Source organism: Thalassolituus hydrocarboniclasticus (genome assembly GCF_025345565.1).
In the GTDB taxonomy this organism is placed as follows: domain Bacteria; phylum Pseudomonadota; class Gammaproteobacteria; order Pseudomonadales; family Oceanobacteraceae; genus Venatoribacter; species Venatoribacter hydrocarboniclasticus.
In genome coordinates this window covers 1,230,086-1,245,719 of the sequence record NZ_CP054475.1, presented here as the reverse complement: position 1 = coordinate 1,245,719, position 15,634 = coordinate 1,230,086, and the positions used below count along the sequence as shown (strand labels likewise).

At 54.5% G+C, this 15,634-nt stretch carries 16 protein-coding genes; 4 read left to right on the top strand and 12 right to left on the bottom strand.

Annotation, left to right across the window (positions count from 1 at the left end; genetic code table 11):
* Nucleotides 1-3: 3 nt before the first annotated feature.
* From rlmN to HUF19_RS05500, 6 genes are all read right to left on the bottom strand, one after another.
* Nucleotides 4-1,134 carry a dual-specificity RNA methyltransferase RlmN gene (rlmN, locus tag HUF19_RS05525; protein WP_145469208.1) on the bottom strand — a complete coding sequence of 377 codons (1,131 nt, stop codon included), beginning with the start codon at nt 1,132-1,134 and terminating at the stop codon, nt 4-6.
* A gap of 83 nt (nt 1,135-1,217) precedes the next feature.
* Complete coding sequence (gene ndk, locus HUF19_RS05520) at nt 1,218-1,643, bottom strand: nucleoside-diphosphate kinase (protein WP_145469207.1); 426 nt, start codon at nt 1,641-1,643, stop codon at nt 1,218-1,220.
* A gap of 144 nt (nt 1,644-1,787) precedes the next feature.
* A complete protein-coding gene (locus HUF19_RS05515) occupies nt 1,788-2,948 on the bottom strand; it encodes an aminotransferase class V-fold PLP-dependent enzyme (RefSeq protein WP_260998850.1) in 1,161 nt (386 codons plus the stop codon).
* Between the two features lie 123 nt (nt 2,949-3,071).
* Nucleotides 3,072-3,557 carry a Fe-S cluster assembly transcriptional regulator IscR gene (gene iscR, locus HUF19_RS05510; RefSeq protein ID WP_260998849.1) on the bottom strand — a complete coding sequence of 162 codons (486 nt, stop codon included), beginning with the start codon at nt 3,555-3,557 and terminating at the stop codon, nt 3,072-3,074.
* Between the two features lie 104 nt (nt 3,558-3,661).
* Nucleotides 3,662-4,477: a serine O-acetyltransferase gene (gene cysE, locus HUF19_RS05505; RefSeq protein ID WP_260998848.1), complete on the bottom strand. Its 816-nt coding sequence runs from the start codon at nt 4,475-4,477 to the stop codon at nt 3,662-3,664.
* Nucleotides 4,474-5,259, bottom strand: coding sequence for an RNA methyltransferase (locus tag HUF19_RS05500; protein WP_260998847.1), 786 nt, complete (start codon nt 5,257-5,259; stop codon nt 4,474-4,476). The genes cysE and HUF19_RS05500 overlap by 4 nt, the downstream gene beginning before the upstream one ends.
* A gap of 222 nt (nt 5,260-5,481) precedes the next feature.
* Between HUF19_RS05500 and HUF19_RS05495 the strand changes: the two genes are divergently transcribed.
* Both HUF19_RS05495 and HUF19_RS05490 read left to right on the top strand, forming a co-directional pair.
* The gene (locus HUF19_RS05495) at nt 5,482-6,255 is read left to right on the top strand and encodes an inositol monophosphatase family protein (protein WP_366516541.1); all 774 of its coding nucleotides are present in this window, start codon (nt 5,482-5,484) and stop codon (nt 6,253-6,255) included.
* 69 nt (nt 6,256-6,324) lie between these two features.
* Entirely contained in the window at nt 6,325-6,453 is a 129-nt protein-coding gene (locus HUF19_RS05490; RefSeq protein ID WP_255449035.1) for a hypothetical protein, read from the top strand.
* A gap of 66 nt (nt 6,454-6,519) precedes the next feature.
* Here HUF19_RS05490 and HUF19_RS18350 read toward each other — a convergent pair whose 3' ends face one another.
* Nucleotides 6,520-7,011 carry a cold-shock protein gene (locus tag HUF19_RS18350; protein ID WP_270049439.1) on the bottom strand — a complete coding sequence of 164 codons (492 nt, stop codon included), beginning with the start codon at nt 7,009-7,011 and terminating at the stop codon, nt 6,520-6,522.
* 133 nt (nt 7,012-7,144) lie between these two features.
* Here HUF19_RS18350 and HUF19_RS05480 point away from each other — a divergent pair, with 133 nt between their 5' ends.
* On the top strand, nt 7,145-7,372 hold the full coding sequence (locus HUF19_RS05480) for a SlyX family protein (RefSeq protein WP_260998845.1): 228 nt from the start codon (nt 7,145-7,147) through the stop codon (nt 7,370-7,372).
* A gap of 83 nt (nt 7,373-7,455) precedes the next feature.
* Here HUF19_RS05480 and HUF19_RS05475 read toward each other — a convergent pair whose 3' ends face one another.
* Genes HUF19_RS05475 through HUF19_RS05465 form a run of 3 tightly spaced genes read right to left on the bottom strand, consistent with a single transcriptional unit; the run spans nt 7,456 to nt 11,067 of the window.
* Nucleotides 7,456-9,390 carry a GldG family protein gene (locus HUF19_RS05475; protein ID WP_260998844.1) on the bottom strand — a complete coding sequence of 645 codons (1,935 nt, stop codon included), beginning with the start codon at nt 9,388-9,390 and terminating at the stop codon, nt 7,456-7,458.
* Between the two features lie 18 nt (nt 9,391-9,408).
* Entirely contained in the window at nt 9,409-10,143 is a 735-nt protein-coding gene (locus HUF19_RS05470; RefSeq protein WP_260998843.1) for an ABC transporter permease subunit, read from the bottom strand.
* A gap of 6 nt (nt 10,144-10,149) precedes the next feature.
* Nucleotides 10,150-11,067: an ABC transporter ATP-binding protein gene (locus HUF19_RS05465; RefSeq protein ID WP_260998842.1), complete on the bottom strand. Its 918-nt coding sequence runs from the start codon at nt 11,065-11,067 to the stop codon at nt 10,150-10,152.
* A 360-nt stretch (nt 11,068-11,427) separates the two neighbouring features.
* Between HUF19_RS05465 and plsB the strand changes: the two genes are divergently transcribed.
* Nucleotides 11,428-13,881, top strand: a complete 2,454-nt coding sequence (gene plsB, locus HUF19_RS05460; protein ID WP_260998841.1) for a glycerol-3-phosphate 1-O-acyltransferase PlsB — start codon at nt 11,428-11,430, stop codon at nt 13,879-13,881.
* 69 nt (nt 13,882-13,950) lie between these two features.
* Here plsB and HUF19_RS05455 read toward each other — a convergent pair whose 3' ends face one another.
* On the bottom strand, nt 13,951-14,754 hold the full coding sequence (locus HUF19_RS05455; protein ID WP_260998840.1) for a class I SAM-dependent methyltransferase: 804 nt from the start codon (nt 14,752-14,754) through the stop codon (nt 13,951-13,953).
* Nucleotides 14,755-14,767: 13 nt separating this feature from the next.
* A complete protein-coding gene (locus HUF19_RS05450; RefSeq protein WP_260998839.1) occupies nt 14,768-15,565 on the bottom strand; it encodes an undecaprenyl-diphosphate phosphatase in 798 nt (265 codons plus the stop codon).
* Nucleotides 15,566-15,634 lie beyond the last annotated feature (69 nt).

Below are 15,634 nucleotides of genomic sequence, written 5' to 3'. Positions count from 1 at the left end.
CATTTATTGGTTGCCCTGTGAAGACTCGTCGATCTGCACCGCATTGATATAACGCTCACTGCGGCGCGTGCGGTCCTGAACTTTGCCCACCAGCTGACCACAGGCGGCGTCGATGTCATCGCCACGGGTCGAGCGGATGGTGACAATATGCCCCTGATTCACCAGATAATCGCGGAAGCGGTACACACGATTGTTACTCGGGCGTTTGTAGCCGGAGTTAGGGAACGGGTTAAACGGAATCAGGTTGATTTTGCACGGCACCTGTTTCATCAGCACAGACAGCTGCTCGGCGTGTTCCATCTCGTCGTTAACGCCTTCCATCATGGTGTATTCGATGGTGGCTTTACGGCGGTCCGGCAGTTTCGCCAGATAACGGTTAGTGGCCGCAATCAGCTCTTTAATCGGATATTTTTTATTGATTGGCACCAGCTGGTTACGCAGCTCGTCATTCGGTGCGTGCAGCGATACTGCCAGCGATACATCGGTAACATCGCCAAGCTTATCCATCATCGGCACGACGCCGGAGGTGCTCAGGGTGACACGACGCTTGGACAAGCCATAGGCGTTGTCGTCCATCATCAGGTTCATCGCATCGACCACGTTGTCGAAGTTCAGCAGCGGCTCGCCCATGCCCATCATCACCACATTGGTAATGCGGCGTTCGCGACGCTCGCCCGGTGCATGGAAGCTCATGGCTGCCACGTAGACCTGACCAATAATTTCCGCCACGCTGAGGTCGCGGTTAAAACCCTGTTTACCGGTGGAGCAGAAACTGCAGTCGAGGGAACAACCAATCTGCGAGCTCACACACAGGGTACCCCGGTCTTTTTCCGGGATATAAACGGTTTCGACGGCACTGCCGCCATCCATACGCATCACCCACTTACGGGTGCCGTCTTTGGAGAAATCTTCGTAAATCACTTCCGGCAGGCGGATCTCACACACTTCGGCCATGCGCGCACGCAAGGGCTTGCCCATGTTGGTCATGTTGTCGAAGTTGGCTTCGCCATATTGATGAATCCATTTCAGCATTTGCTGAGCACGGAATTTCTTCTCGCCCATATCCGCGAAGAAGGCTTCCATTTTGGCGGGCGATAAGCCCAACAGATTAATTTTTTCTGGTGTTTCGGACATCAATTGGTTACCTGAGGCCTGTTGGCACTGGTGCATCCCGGAGGATTGATCAGAGGGCATTCCTGCCCTCTGAGTTCCGCTCATTAACGTGAGCAGATTTCGTCGGCAGCGAAGAAGTAAGCGATTTCGCGCTCAGCAGAAGCTGCAGAGTCAGAACCGTGTACTGCGTTAGCATCGATGCTTTCAGCGAAGTCAGCGCGGATAGTACCGGCAGCAGCTTCTTTAGGGTTGGTAGCACCCATCAGTTCGCGGTTAGCAGCGATAGCGTTTTCGCCTTCCAGAACCTGTACAACAACAGGACCAGAAGTCATGAAAGACACCAGATCTTTGAAGAAAGGACGCTCTTTGTGCTCTGCGTAGAAACCGCCCGCTTTTTCGTCGTCCAGTTTGATCATTTTAGCGGCAACAACTTTCAGGCCAGCTTTTTCGAAACGGGTCAGGATTTCACCGATTACGTTTTTGGCCACAGCGTCTGGTTTAACGATGGACAGAGTGCGTTCAACAGCCATTTTTAGCTCCCAAGGGTAAATTATCAGGGTTACGGAAAATAAAACCCGCGGATTATACGCACCTTTTCATTAAAGTTGTACGCGTACGCGGGCGCGCTGGCGGATTATTTGACCGCCAGCGGCAGGAAATACGGAACTCAGCGATCAGCCGCGCAGCATCTGCACCACACGTGTAACTTCACTGAGGGCAAAACCGATCTCTTCAGCCGTGGTAAAACGGCCGAGACTGAAACGCAGACCGGCATGGGCCAGCGCATCACTGCGGCCAATGGCCTTCAGCACATAGGAAGGCGCCACCGTCGCCGAGTTACAGGCCGAACCGGAAGACACCGCCACCTTAGCCAGTGAGGCCAGCAGGATCTCACCATCCACACCGTCAAAACTGACGTTCAGATGATTGGCGGTACGCTGCTGCGCATGGCCATTCAGGTACACCCCACCCAAGGCCTGCAATCCACTCCACAGCTGATCACGCAATGCGCCGATACGGGCCTCATCGGCCGCCAGCTCTTCCTGCACCAGACGTGCAGCTTCGCCCAGCCCCGCCAGCTGATGGGTTGGCAGCGTGCCGGAACGCATACCGCGCTCATGGCCACCGCCGTGCATCTGCGCCGCCAGTTTGACCTGCGGTTCACGGCGCACATAGAGCGCGCCAATGCCTTTCGGGCCATAGAATTTATGCGCTGACACCGACAACAGATCGACCTGCCAGTCTTTGACGCTCACAGCAATTTTACCCAGCGCCTGAGCGGCATCCACATGCAGATACGCCGGATGATCTTTTAGCAACGCGCCGATTGCCGCGATATCAGTGATTGTGCCCAGCTCGTTATTGACCGCCATCAGGCTGACCAGACAGGTATCGTCGCGCAGTGCGTCAGCTACCTGCTGCACACCAACAAGACCATCGGCATCCGGAGTCAGATAAGTGACCTCAACCTGCTGATGAGTCTGCAACCAGGCACAGACATCCAGTACCGCCTTATGCTCAATCGCTGAGGTAATGATATGCAGCGGGCGGGCGGCATCGTCAGCACGCAGCGCTTCGACCAAACCTTTTAAGGCCAGGTTGTTGGATTCGGTGGCACCCGAGGTCCAGACGATTTCACGCGGATCGGCAGCGAGCAGGTCGGCCAGCTGACGCCGGGCATTTTCCACCATCTGCTCCGCCTGCCAGCCGTAACGGTGGGAGCGCGATGCCGGATTACCGAAGGTGCCATCCTGGGTCAGGCAAGCTGCCATCACCTGGGCAACACGGGGGTCGACCGGCGTGGTCGCTGCATAATCGAGATAGAGGGATTTCATGACTCACCGCTGAAAATTCTGAAACCTGAGGCCGCGCATTGTCCGCGCTGCAGCGCTCAGGTCAAGGGCGCTCAGATCAGGAAGAGCGCTCCGGCTAAGAGGATTACCGGGTCAGGCCGGCTATCAGCCGGCAATGTCTTCTGTACTCAGTACCGCTTCAATACGGTTGCGCACATTACTGTCCTGACGATCCGCGGTGTTGCGGATCTCTTTACGCTGAATCAGCTGCGCCAGCGTAATGCCACGCAGAAAGGCATGAATCTGATCACTCAGCTCCAGCCATAAATGATGAGTCAGGCACTCTTCGCCATCCTGACAGTCACCGCGACGATTACAGCGCGTGGCATCCATGGATTCATTCACCGCGTCCACCACTTCAGCCACATTGATTTCACTGCCATCACGGCTCAGACGATAACCACCACCCGGACCACGTACACTGGCGACCAGGCCACCGCGGCGCAACTTGGCAAACAACTGCTCCAGATAAGACAGGGAGATGCCCTGGCGACCGGAAATATCGTTCAGGCTCACCGGCCCGGTCTGCGCATGGATCGCCAGATCCAGCATGGCCGTCACCGCGTAGCGGCCTTTGGTTGTTAAACGCATGGTGTATCCCCCACATAAATCGTGGTGGCATTATGCGTATATCCGACTATTTCAGTCAACTTTAGCCTGCATGCCTTTACACAACAAAACACGCCGGACGGGTTTCAGTGCTTACCGGCATCCTGATCGGCATTGCCTGCAACTTCTGCATCCTCACTGTTGACGGTTTCACTGAGGCTGACAAAGGTTTCCGCTTCAAGCTGTGGCAGCGCCTCAGAGCAGGTGCGGTCACCCAGATCGTGCAACGCTTTGCACATGGTGTCGATTTTACGGTCCACCGCATGCATGTGATCCATCAGGTTATGGATGGAACGGGCAATCGGATCGGGCATTTCGTCGGCCATACCATAGGCATCGAAACCGATTTTCTCGGCGATTTTGCGCCGCTGCTCATCTTCAGCCGTGCTCGCTTTACGCACAATACGGCCAGGAATACCAACCACCGTTGCCCCAGCCGGAACTTCTTTGGTTACTACGGCATTGGAGCCGATACGGGCGTTCTCACCGACGATAATCGGCCCCAGCACCTTGGCGCCGGCACCGACCACCACACCATTTTGCAGGGTCGGGTGGCGCTTGCCTTTATTCCAGGTGGTACCGCCCAGCGTCACGCCGTGATACAGGGTGCAGTCATCGCCGATTTCAGCAGTCTCACCAATCACCACGCCCATGCCATGGTCAATAAAGAAACGCCGGCCAATGGTTGCCCCCGGATGAATCTCAATACCGGTCATCCAGCGACTGAAGGTCGACAGCATACGCGCCAGCCATTTAAAGCCCTTGCGCCACAGCCAGTTGGCCACCCGGTAGTGCAGCAGAGCATGCAACCCCGGATAGGTGGTGATCACCTCAAAGGTATTGCGCGCGGCCGGGTCACGTTCAAATACACTGGCAATGTCTTCACGCAGTTGTCTGATCACTCAGTATCCCCTTGTGTTTTATGGCTGGCGTCGCCCTGACGCTGTACCGCCGCCAGGATGCCACGCAAAATATTCACTTCTGTTTTGTCCGGTGCAGCGCGCTGATACAGGCGGCGCATACGGGACATCAGGTGCTTCGGAGTATTGGGGTCAAGGAAGCCGATATCAATGAGCACAGTTTCCATATGACGGAACAGTCCATCCAGCTCGCCCTGGGTTGCCAGCGGATAATCCCAGGGCACGCCCCAGGCTCCGGCCTCATCTTCCGCTTCGGCTTCGGCGCGGAAATCATCCGCCACCAGCGCCAAACGCATTTCATAGCACAGCACCTGAATGGCCTGGGCAACGTTCAGGGATGAGAAGTTTTCGTCGGTCGGAATATGCACGTGCGCGGTACACAGGTGCAGCTCTTCATTGGTCAGGCCACGGGATTCACGGCCGAACACCAGCGCCACTTCATTACCGGCGGGAATCATTTCTGCGGCTTTCGCAGCCGACTGGCGCGGCGACATCAGCGGCCAGGGAATATGGCGACTGCGGGCGCTGGTGCCAATCACCAGACCACAGTCGGCAATGGCGTCTTCCAGCGTCGGTACGATGACCGCGTTGTGCAGAATATCTTCTGCACGCGACGAACGCTGGATCGCCTCTTCGTCAATGCTGGCGATCGGGTCAACCAGCACCAGCCGGCTCAGCCCCATGTTTTTCATTGCACGGGCGGCCGCTCCGATATTGCCGGAGTGGGTGGTATTAACCATTACGATACGGATTTTATCGAGCATAACGCCTTGTCTGCGCCGCAACGGCGCTTATCAGAGAATGGCGGCCGGACTGAAATCCATGCGTTCCGCAGGTTAACCTCACAACGGAGCATCAGCGGAAACAGGCCGGTACAGAATAAGGGGCACGAAGTGTAACGCAAAACGGGCTTCGCTAACCAGTCAGGTGCTGATATAATCCCGCGCCCGAAAAATGTTCTTTAACTTTAAGAGATAGCGATCCCTATGCAACCCATGGTGAACTTGGCGTTGCGCGCTGCGCGTAATGCTGGTCAAGATCTGGTCCGTCGCCTGGACCGCTTCGATTCGTACAAAAGCACGGATCAGGAGAAAGCAAAGTTTGTGGCAGACTGCACCATTGGTCTGGAAAAAGGCATTATTTTTGAGCTGAAGAAAGCCCTGCCTGAGCACAATTTTTACGGCCGTGAAACCGGTCAGAACGGCGAACAGGCCAACCAGCCTGTGTGGCAGGTGTGCGTCATCGACGACATCTCCAACTTCCGCGTAGGTATCCCATCTTTTGCCATCATCGTCTGCTGCATGCAAAACGGCAAAGCAGAACACTCGGTGATCCTCAATCCTATCAATGGTGATGAATTCACCGCTTCCCGTGGCCGTGGTGCCCAGCTGAACAACCGCCGCATCCGCACCGGCAACGTAAACAGCCTGAGCGACGCCATCGTTGGTTACACCCAGCCAATGGGCAACAACGAAGCCGCCTTCGATCAGCTGCAGCGTTTACAGCGTCTGATGTCCAAGAGCTTTGATCTGCGCAACATCGGCTCCAACGCTCTGTCTATCTGCTACGTAGCTGCTGACCGCTTCCAGGGTGCCCTGCTGAGCAACGTTGATGAGTTTGCCCTGAACGCTGCCGGCCTGCTGGCTTCCGAAGCCGGTTGTCTGCTGTCAGAAGTGAGCGGCCAGCCATTGCTGCGCGCTCCGGCCAATCTGGTGGTCAGTAACCCACGCCTGCTGAAAGCCCTGCTCGCCAAAGACTGAGACCTCAGCCTGCTGGCAACCTCCCGCGCCCTGTCTACACTCAGATAAGACAACGCGGGAGGACTCGCTATGACACTGCTCTGGCAATATTTCACTCTGATTCTGCAATGGTTCGCCGAGCCTCAGGGCTGCGATGAGCCCGGCCTGCATCAAACCGATACCCAGCCCATCAGTCAGGCACAAAGCCACAAGGCATAGCAGAACTGAAAACTGCAGATACAAAAAAAGCGGCAACAGCCGCTTTTTTTGTATCGGTTTCAGGCTTCAGCGAACCGCTGAAACATCTTCTGCCTGCGGGCCCTTCTGACCACGCACCACAGTGAATTTCACGCGCTGACCTTCCGTCAGAGAGCGGTGCCCCTGACCGCGGATAGAACGGAAATGCACAAACACATCTTCGCCCTGATCCCAGGTAATAAAGCCAAACCCTTTTTTCACGTTGAACCACTTAACCACACCGCGCTCACGACCATCTTCCACATCGCTTTCCACCACAGTACCACTGGAACGGAAACGACGACGACGGGAAGGAACAAACTGCGCAGACAGCAAGCTGGTCACCAGTGTCAGAACAGCAACCACCAGCAGCAGTTCGGTCATACCGGCAACATTCATCAGGTTATCGGCGGTCAGCGCCGTACCATCGGTGAGTTGAAGACCAGTCACCAGCGAAGTAAACAAGCCGGCAACAATGAAAGGAACAATCGCAGCGAACACCAGCGCCACAATAATTTTACGTAATATCAATTTACCCATGCGTTCTCTCGTATCACTCGTTAATATCACAGCTGTAACAAAATCGTTGGCCCACGGGCCTTTGACAAGTGGGCTATGAAAGCCCAATTCATTAAAAAAATCAACACGATAGCTAAAGGGTATAAACACACCTATGAGCCAACCGCCACAGGCACAGCAACGCATTGATGAACTGGAAATGCGCATCGCCTTCCTGGAAGACACCATCGATGGCCTGAATGACCAGGTATCAACCCTGAGCCAGGAATTCCTGCTGGCCAAACAGGCCATGCAGCTGATGCACCGTAAGCTGGAGCAACTGCAACAGAACCCTTCTGCCGGTGAAGCAATGGCCGATGAGCCACCACCGCCGCATTACTGATAACCCATAGCGGTGCAGTAACGGGCAGACATAAAGAAGCCGGGCTTAACCCGGCTTCTTTATTGGCACTTTTGATCAAATGATCAGAGGCTCTGGCGACGCCGCTGCCAGGCTACCAGCCCCCACAACAACAGGGTAAACAGCAGCGGCAGCACAAAGATATTCAGTACTTTCAGGCGCATGCCCAGCGCTTCGATATCTTTATCCAGCTCATGCTGCACATTACGCAGTTCTTTGCGGATTTCGATTTTCTTCTGCTGAAACTGCTCCAGCGCGGCCTGCTGCTCTGCCGACAGCGTCAGCACGCCATTATCACCGTCACGCTGGTCCTGCAGAGCACTGAGCTGCTGCTCGGTTTCTTCCAGTTCCTGCTGCAGGCGCTGCTCGCTGGCCAGAAACTGCTGTTCGGCATCGCGGCGCAAAGTATTCACCCGTTCAAAGGGACGGTTGTATTGTCCACGGGCACGCAGGCTGATCAGGTCAGCACTGCCGCCCAGATGATCGGCCAGATTCACCAGCAGGGCGCCGTTATCTGCCCAGGGCGAGGCGATGCGCTGACCAAAGAAGTTCTGCACCTGCACCCATAAACGGTCAGACAGCACGTCAGTATCGGCCACCAACGTGACCGCCAGACGCTCCGTTGAGGCCAGATGAGTGTCGGCTTTAACGCCATCAACACCATCCGGGAAGGCAGAATCCGCTTTGCCCTGCACACGTATGGCCAGATTAAATTCTTCATTGGCTGGTACAAAGTCACGCTGCAGCGCCATTAAATCGCCGCCCATGCGCAGCCGGTTGGCATCAGTCAGCATTGAATCGTGACTGCTGTACAACCAGGGCTCAACGCTGCTGGTCGCATTTTCAAGTGCGGTAAAATGCCCAACACTGCTGAGGTTAATGGCTTCCAGCTGAGCGGTGACCACATCATCGGCGTTCAGGCTTTCCGGATGCAGCGCCAGCAAACCAAAGTGGCGCAGCGGCGGACGCCCCGGCCCCTGATTCACCACCAGCGCATTGGCAGCATCCAGCACCACCTGATCCGGGTTCCAGCCCACCCCCCAGTTTTGCAGGAGTTTATTAAGACTGCTGGCCGAGCCGCTGTCGCCCATTCCCATCAGGCCGCCATTCGGTGCGGTTTCAGCAACCGGATCAAGAAACGCTAATACGCGTCCGCCTTTTAACGCAAACTGGTCAATGGCATACAGCGCGCTGTCGGTCAGCTCCGGCGGCTGAATCAATAACAACAGATCAATATCGTCCTCGATATGATCCAGTCCGGCCGTCAGTGAACGTACCTCATAGGGGCCATCCAGCTGATCAACCGCCATCCAGGCTGGCGCCGGGCGGCCGGTTTGTGGATTAAAGCCACCGCGCACATCCAGTCCGCTGAGTAAGCCGATCACCACAGGCTTGCTCTGCTGTACCTGATAAATCAGCTGGGTGATTTCATACTCAAGAAAGGCTTCGCGGTCAGGCTGCAGAAAAGGCAGCTGCGCAACGTTCTCTTTGACTGCCGCTGTTGGCTCGGTTGCAGTCTGCTCTCCTGAAGCCTGCTCACCTGCTGTTTGCTCATTAGCGCCCTGACTTTCTGTGGCTTGCGGCAACTGAGTTTTGGCCACCAGACCGAAATACAGATTATCGCCACTGACCGATACCGGCACGGCCTGCAGGCCATAAGCGGTGGCCTGATCTTCTTCTTCCGAGAATGGCGCCGGGTCAATGACTTTCAGACTGAGTTTACCGCCTGCCAGCATTACATATTCATCCAGCAATTCCCGCACACGCTGCTGATAAGCGCGCACTTTTACCAGGTCGGCGCTGGCTTTCTGCGAGAAATACAACTCCAGCTCAACCGGCTGTTCCAGCTGCGCCAGAATATTCCGCGTTCCCTCTGACAGCGTGTAGAGTTTCTGTTCGGTTAAATCGAGACGTGCGCTGCTGCCCAACTGGTTCAGTAAAAACGCTCCGCCAATAAAGCCCAGCAACAGTGCCAGGAGTGAAAACAGTTTGAATTTCATATCGGTCTCCTGCCCTGTTTATACGGATTTTTTAACGGTTAAAACCTGCGTTGTCGCCAGCAGCCACACAGCAATCACCAGTACGAAATACAGCAGGTCGCGGATATCGACCACACCACGCGCCAGGGCTTCAAAGTGCGTAAGGAAACTCAGGCTGGCAATCAGATCCAGCAAGCCTTCAGAGGCCCAGCCGCGGAAAAAATCCAGCACCAGCGGAAAGCCACTCAGCATCAGCACAAAGCACACCACCACGGTCAGAATAAAGGCAACGATCTGATTACGGCTGAAAGCCGACATACAGGAACCGACCGCTATAAAAGCACCGGCCATCAGCCAGCTGCCGAGATAGCTGGCCAGAATCACACCATTATCCGGTGTGCCCAGATAATTAACGGTTATCCACAAAGGCAGGGTTAACAGCAACGCCAGACCGGCAAAAAGCCATGCGGCGAGGAATTTTCCCAGTACCGCCTGCCACAGCGTAACAGGCAGCGTCATCAGCAGTTCAATGGTGCCCAGCTGGCGCTCCTGCGACCATAACCCCATTGCCACCGCCGGCATAAAAAATAAATACAGCCAGGGGTGAAAATTGAAAAAAGGCAATAAATCGGCTTGCCCGCGCTGATAGAAGTTACCCAAATAAAAGGTAAACACGCCGGACATCACCAGAAAGATAAAAATAAAAACGTAGGCAACCGGTGTTGCAAAATAAGCAGAAAATTCGCGCTTACAAATGGTAAATAATGTGTTCATGACGTATCAGACTCCGGTCAGCTGACGGAAAACATCATCCAGGCGGCCACGCTCAATGTGCAGCGTGTCCACATCCCAACCCTGCTGTTCGATCAGGGCATTCACCGCGTGATACGGACGGGCGTCCGGCTGCGGGAATAACAGGTAGCTTTGCCCCTGCTCCAGCTCATCGACTTCATTGATTTCAGGCAATGCAGAAAAAGCGGCGGCAGCATTAACCGGCTGCTGAAAACGCACCGAAATGGCCTGATGATAACGTGAGCGGGCTTCGAGTTCGGCCGGCGTGCCATCGGCAACCTTCCTGCCTCCGGCAATAATCATGGCGCGTGAACAAACCGCTGAGACTTCTTCAAGAATATGGGTGGAAATAATCACCATTTTATCTTCGGCCAGATCAGTGATCAGCTGACGCACCTGCTGCTTCTGGTTCGGATCGAGACCGTCAGTTGGTTCGTCCAGAATCATAATGGCCGGATCGTGTAACAGCGTTTGCGCCAGACCAACGCGGCGCTTATAGCCTTTAGATAAGGTTTGTATTGCCTGTTTAAGTACTTCCTGCAGGCCAACCTGCTCAACTACACGGGCCAGACGCTGACGCAGCTCGGCACCACGATAACCGCGCACCTCACCAATAAAACGCAGAAATGCCAGCACGCTCATATCACCATAACTGGGAGCGCCTTCCGGCAGATAACCGATCTGGCGCTTTACCGCTACCGGATGCTTCGTCACGTCATAACCACCAATACAGACCGTGCCGGAGGTTGGCGGCAGAAACCCCGTCAGCATTTTCATAGTGGTTGATTTACCGGCACCATTTGGCCCGAGAAAACCCAGTACTTCACCGGGCCTGACTTCAAAAGAGAGATCGTTTACCGCAGTAAAACTGCCGAAACGCTTGGTAAGATGTTTCACTTCAATCATATCAACTCCCTATTCTGCTACGACAGAAGGCTGCAACCAGCGCTTGCTGCACCTGCCTGCCGCGCTTGACTGCCTTAATAAAGGTAAAAACCAGACCACGAAGATGGCATTTTGTTTCCGCAAATTACCAACCCGCGCTACAGACAAGTGCCATACAGCCATTCCGGCGCAATAATCCATCCAATCCGGCCAACAGATAACCAGGGCGCGACAGACAACAACCCATTCTCTGCCCATGACTGCCAATCAGGTCACAGCCCGCACGATCAGACCGTTTAAACCTGCAGACTTGCAGGGTAAACTCCGCAGGCATTTACAACGCGGGGGCGTCACGACCCGCAGACACACCAGAGACTGACTATGAATATTATTAAAAAAATCCGCAGTACCCTGTTTCGCTGGCAACAAAAACTGCTGTATGGCGTTATCAAAACCCAGATCATCGGGCCGGACATTAAAGACTTCAACCTGGATCCTGACAAGCCCATCATCTATGCCATGCTCTACCCGTCCCATGCCGAGCAACTGGTGATCGACGCTGAAGTCAGCAAGCTTGGCTGGGGCAGCCCACACCTTGACCGTATTGAACGCCGTCTGCCGGGTAAGCCGTTTTTTAATATTTATCGCCGTGCCGGAACTCCTTTCCGCAAGCAGGGCACACCCATTGTCGCCAAGCAGCTGATCCGTCAGGCCGAATGGCTGGCAGAGCAGGATGAGCGCGATATTCAGGTTGTTCCTGTGCGGGTATTCTGGGGACGGGCACCGGAAAAAGAAGGCTCTTTCCTGCGCATCTGGCTGCAGAACAGCGGTACGCTGGGTGGCCGTTTATTTACCCTGATGGCCATTTTACTCAACGGCCGTAATACCTTTGTGCATTTCAGCCGGCCGATGTCGCTGCGTGAACTGTACGAGCCGGGCAAATCGCCGGAAATGCTGGCGCGTAAAGTCGCCCGCGTATTGCGTGTGCATAACCGTCAGGTTTCCGCCTCGGTACTGGGACCGGATTTATCCCACCGCCGCACTCTGGTGCATCAGATTCCGCACAAGCCGCTGGTGCTGAAAGCCATTGAAGAAGAAGTAGCGACCCAGGGCATCAGCAAAGCCAAGGCACAGCAAAAAGCGCTGAAATATGCCGATGAGATTGCCTCCAATATTTCCTACACCAACGTACGCTTTCTGGATGTATTGCTGACCTGGGTATGGAATAAAATTTACGATGGTATTTCGCTGCACAATATCGAAAACCTGAAAGACATCAGCAAAGACAACGAAATTATCTATGTGCCCTGCCATCGCAGCCATATCGATTACCTGTTGTTGTCTTACGTTCTGTATCACCACGGTCTGCAACTGCCGCAAATTGCCGCCGGTATTAACCTTAATATGCCGGTCGTTGGCCCGATTCTGCGCCGTGGCGGTGCTTTCTTTATGCGCCGCACCTTCCGTGACAATAAACTCTATGCTGCGGTTTTTGATGAATACCTGCACTCGGTATTCTCAGGCGGTTACGCCACCGAATATTTCGTTGAAGGCGGACGCTCACGTACCGGCCGCACCCTGAGCCCGAAAGCCGGTATGCTGGCCATGACCCTGCGCAGCTATCTGCGCGATTCACGCAAGCCGATTATGTTTGTACCTGTGTACACCGGTTACGAGAAAGTATTTGAAGCCAACAGTTATCTGGGCGAATTACGTGGCCAGCAGAAGAAAAAAGAAAGCCTGCTGGGCGTGGTGGGTACACTGCGTTCTTTTAAACGTTCCTTCGGAAAAGTTAACGTTACTTTCGGCGAGCCGATTTACTTCACCGAATTCCTTAACGAGCAGCGTCCTGAATGGCGCACGGAAGACTACAGCACCTGTGATTACCGTCCGGAATGGGCACCGAAGGTGGTGGACCAGCTGGCCAAAGAAGTGGTCACCGGAATCAACAGCGCGGCCTCGGTTAACCCGATCAACCTTATTGCCCTGAGCATTCTGTCGGCACCACGTCAGGCAATGGATGAGCAGCAGCTGATTGTACAGATGGAATCCTACCGTAATCTGCTGGCACAAAACCCATACAGCAAACTGACCGCGTTACCGGACGGCAATGGTGCTGAGTGGCTGGCCTATGCCGAAAAACTGGATGCTGTATCGCGTTCCAAACACCCGCTGGGCGATCTGATTCAGACCAGCGACCGTCAGGCCGTTACCCTGACCTACTATCGCAACAACGTACTGCATTTAATTGCCCTGCCATCACTGCTGGCCTGTCTGTTCGTCAATAATCAGCGCTATAGCCGCGAGCAGGTGCAGGCGATGGTCGCCAGCTTCTATCCTTACCTGCAGGCTGAATTATTCCTGCACTGGAACAGCAGCGAACTGAGCGGTGAAGTACAGCGTTGGCTCGACGCTCTGGTTGACTGCGGTTATCTGCATCTGAACGATAAGGGTTACCACGCCACGCCGGCCAGCAGTAATGAGCATGCTCTGCTCGAAGGACTGGCGGCTAACGTGATGCAGACGCTGGAACGCTACTTCCTCACCCTGAGCGTGCTCAGCCGTAAAGGTTCAGGCGAACTCAGCGCCAAAGAACTGGAAGAACAGTGCACCCTGCTGGCACAGCGTATCAGCCTGCTGTACGGCATTAATGCGCCGGAGTTCTTTGATAAATCGCTGTTCCGCACCCTGATTCAGCAACTGGTCAGTGAAAAGCTGCTGGCGAAAAACAGCGACGATAAACTGACATTCAGCAATGAACTGGATGCGCTGACCGGCGCACTGGAAGAAGTGCTGGACGGTGCTCTGCGCCAGAGTATTCTGCGCAGCGTTTAAACCTGCTCAGAGCATAAAAAAAACCGGCATCTGCCGGTTTTTTTATATCTGTAATCTGTAGCAAAGCGCTTATTCAGCGTCAGTACCTTCTGGATTCCAGGGAGTAACTTTGGCTTTTACATAGACATCAAAGCGGTTGGATTTACCGGTTAAGGCAAAAGTGGGTTTCTTACCTGCCAAAGGCTCGGCTTTACGAGCGCGCTTCACCACCACCCGGCAACGGGCACAGGCCAGGGCACGTTCGAGCAGATCATCGGCATCGGTGTCCTGCCCCACGACATCGCGGAACGCCTGCATATCTTTTTTAACCTGCGCCGTTGCTTTCGGGTCGTGATCAAACATCGGATCGAGATACACCACATCCGGTTGCCGCTGCGGATCGGATTCAGGCACCAGCAGATCGTGACTGCTGCCAAAATGCAATTCAATACGGGCAATAATATCGGCGACTTCCGCATCGTTAGCGCCCCGCGCCAGACCATCAGCCAATAAAGCCGCGACCACAGGCTGACGCTCGTGAGCACGTACTGTGCAGCCCAGAGTCGCCAGCACAAAGCTGTCACGACCAAGACCTGCCGTGGCATCCAGCACTGAGGGTTTGTACGAACCACTCACTCCCACCGCTTTGGCAATATCCTGCCCCAGACCGCCGCCAAATTTACGCCGGTGCGCCGCAGCTCCGGCAGAAAAATCAACACGCACCGCGGTGCGCAGATTATTGCCCTGACGCAGGCTCAGTCCGTCATAGTCAAAGCACAGGTGAAAACCATCCTGCTGCAACAGAGATTTAGGTGCCAGTGTCAGGCCGTAGCGTTCACACAGTTCGCGGACTTCGCTGTCCGATTCACGCACCAGATTGATTAGTTCAGTCACAACCTATCCGTTCTCAGACAAAAAACAGCAGCAACACGCCACCCAGAACCAGGCGGTAAAGAACAAAGGGCAGCATGCCGATGCGGTTAATAAAAGCCAGGAAGTAATAAATACATACCCAGGCACTGACCGCTGACAGTGCTGCGCCCAAAGCCAGTGATGTCCAGTCAACCGGTAACAGCGACTGACTCAGCTCAATGGTTTTTAAACCACCAGCCGCCAGAATTAACGGAATTGACAACAGAAAAGAAAATCGCGCCGCATCAACCCGGTGCAGACCGAGCAATAATGCCGCCGTCATCGTGATACCTGAACGCGATGTGCCGGGTATTAATGCCAGAGCCTGGGCAACACCAATCACCAGCGCCATCGTCAGCGTCATTTTTGCCAGGCTGATGCCCTTTCCACGTTTCTGGTCAGCAATGCCCAATAAAATACCAAACCCGATCGTGGCCCAGGCAATCACTTCAACCGAACGCAGATTAGCTTCAATCCAGTCGCCCAATAATACCCCGGCCAAACCGGCAGGAATGGTTGCCAGCCCGACATACCAGGCGAGTTTTGCATCAGCACTGGGCTTTGCCGTCCAGCCACTTTTAAACCATGCACTGATCAGCCTGTGAATATCCTGGCGGAAATAAAACATGACCGCTGCCAGAGTGCCCACGTGCACGGCTACATCAAATGCCAGTCCCTGATCCTGCCAACCAAGAATCTGTGATGGCAGAATAAGATGGGCCGAGCTGGAAATAGGTAAAAACTCAGTTAACCCCTGCAGTACCGCCAGTACAATGATCTCAATCAGATCCACAATGCTCTTCCTTAAAAATAACCGGGCCTGCTGATCGTTGTTCAACAAGCCCGTAATACACAATGTTGC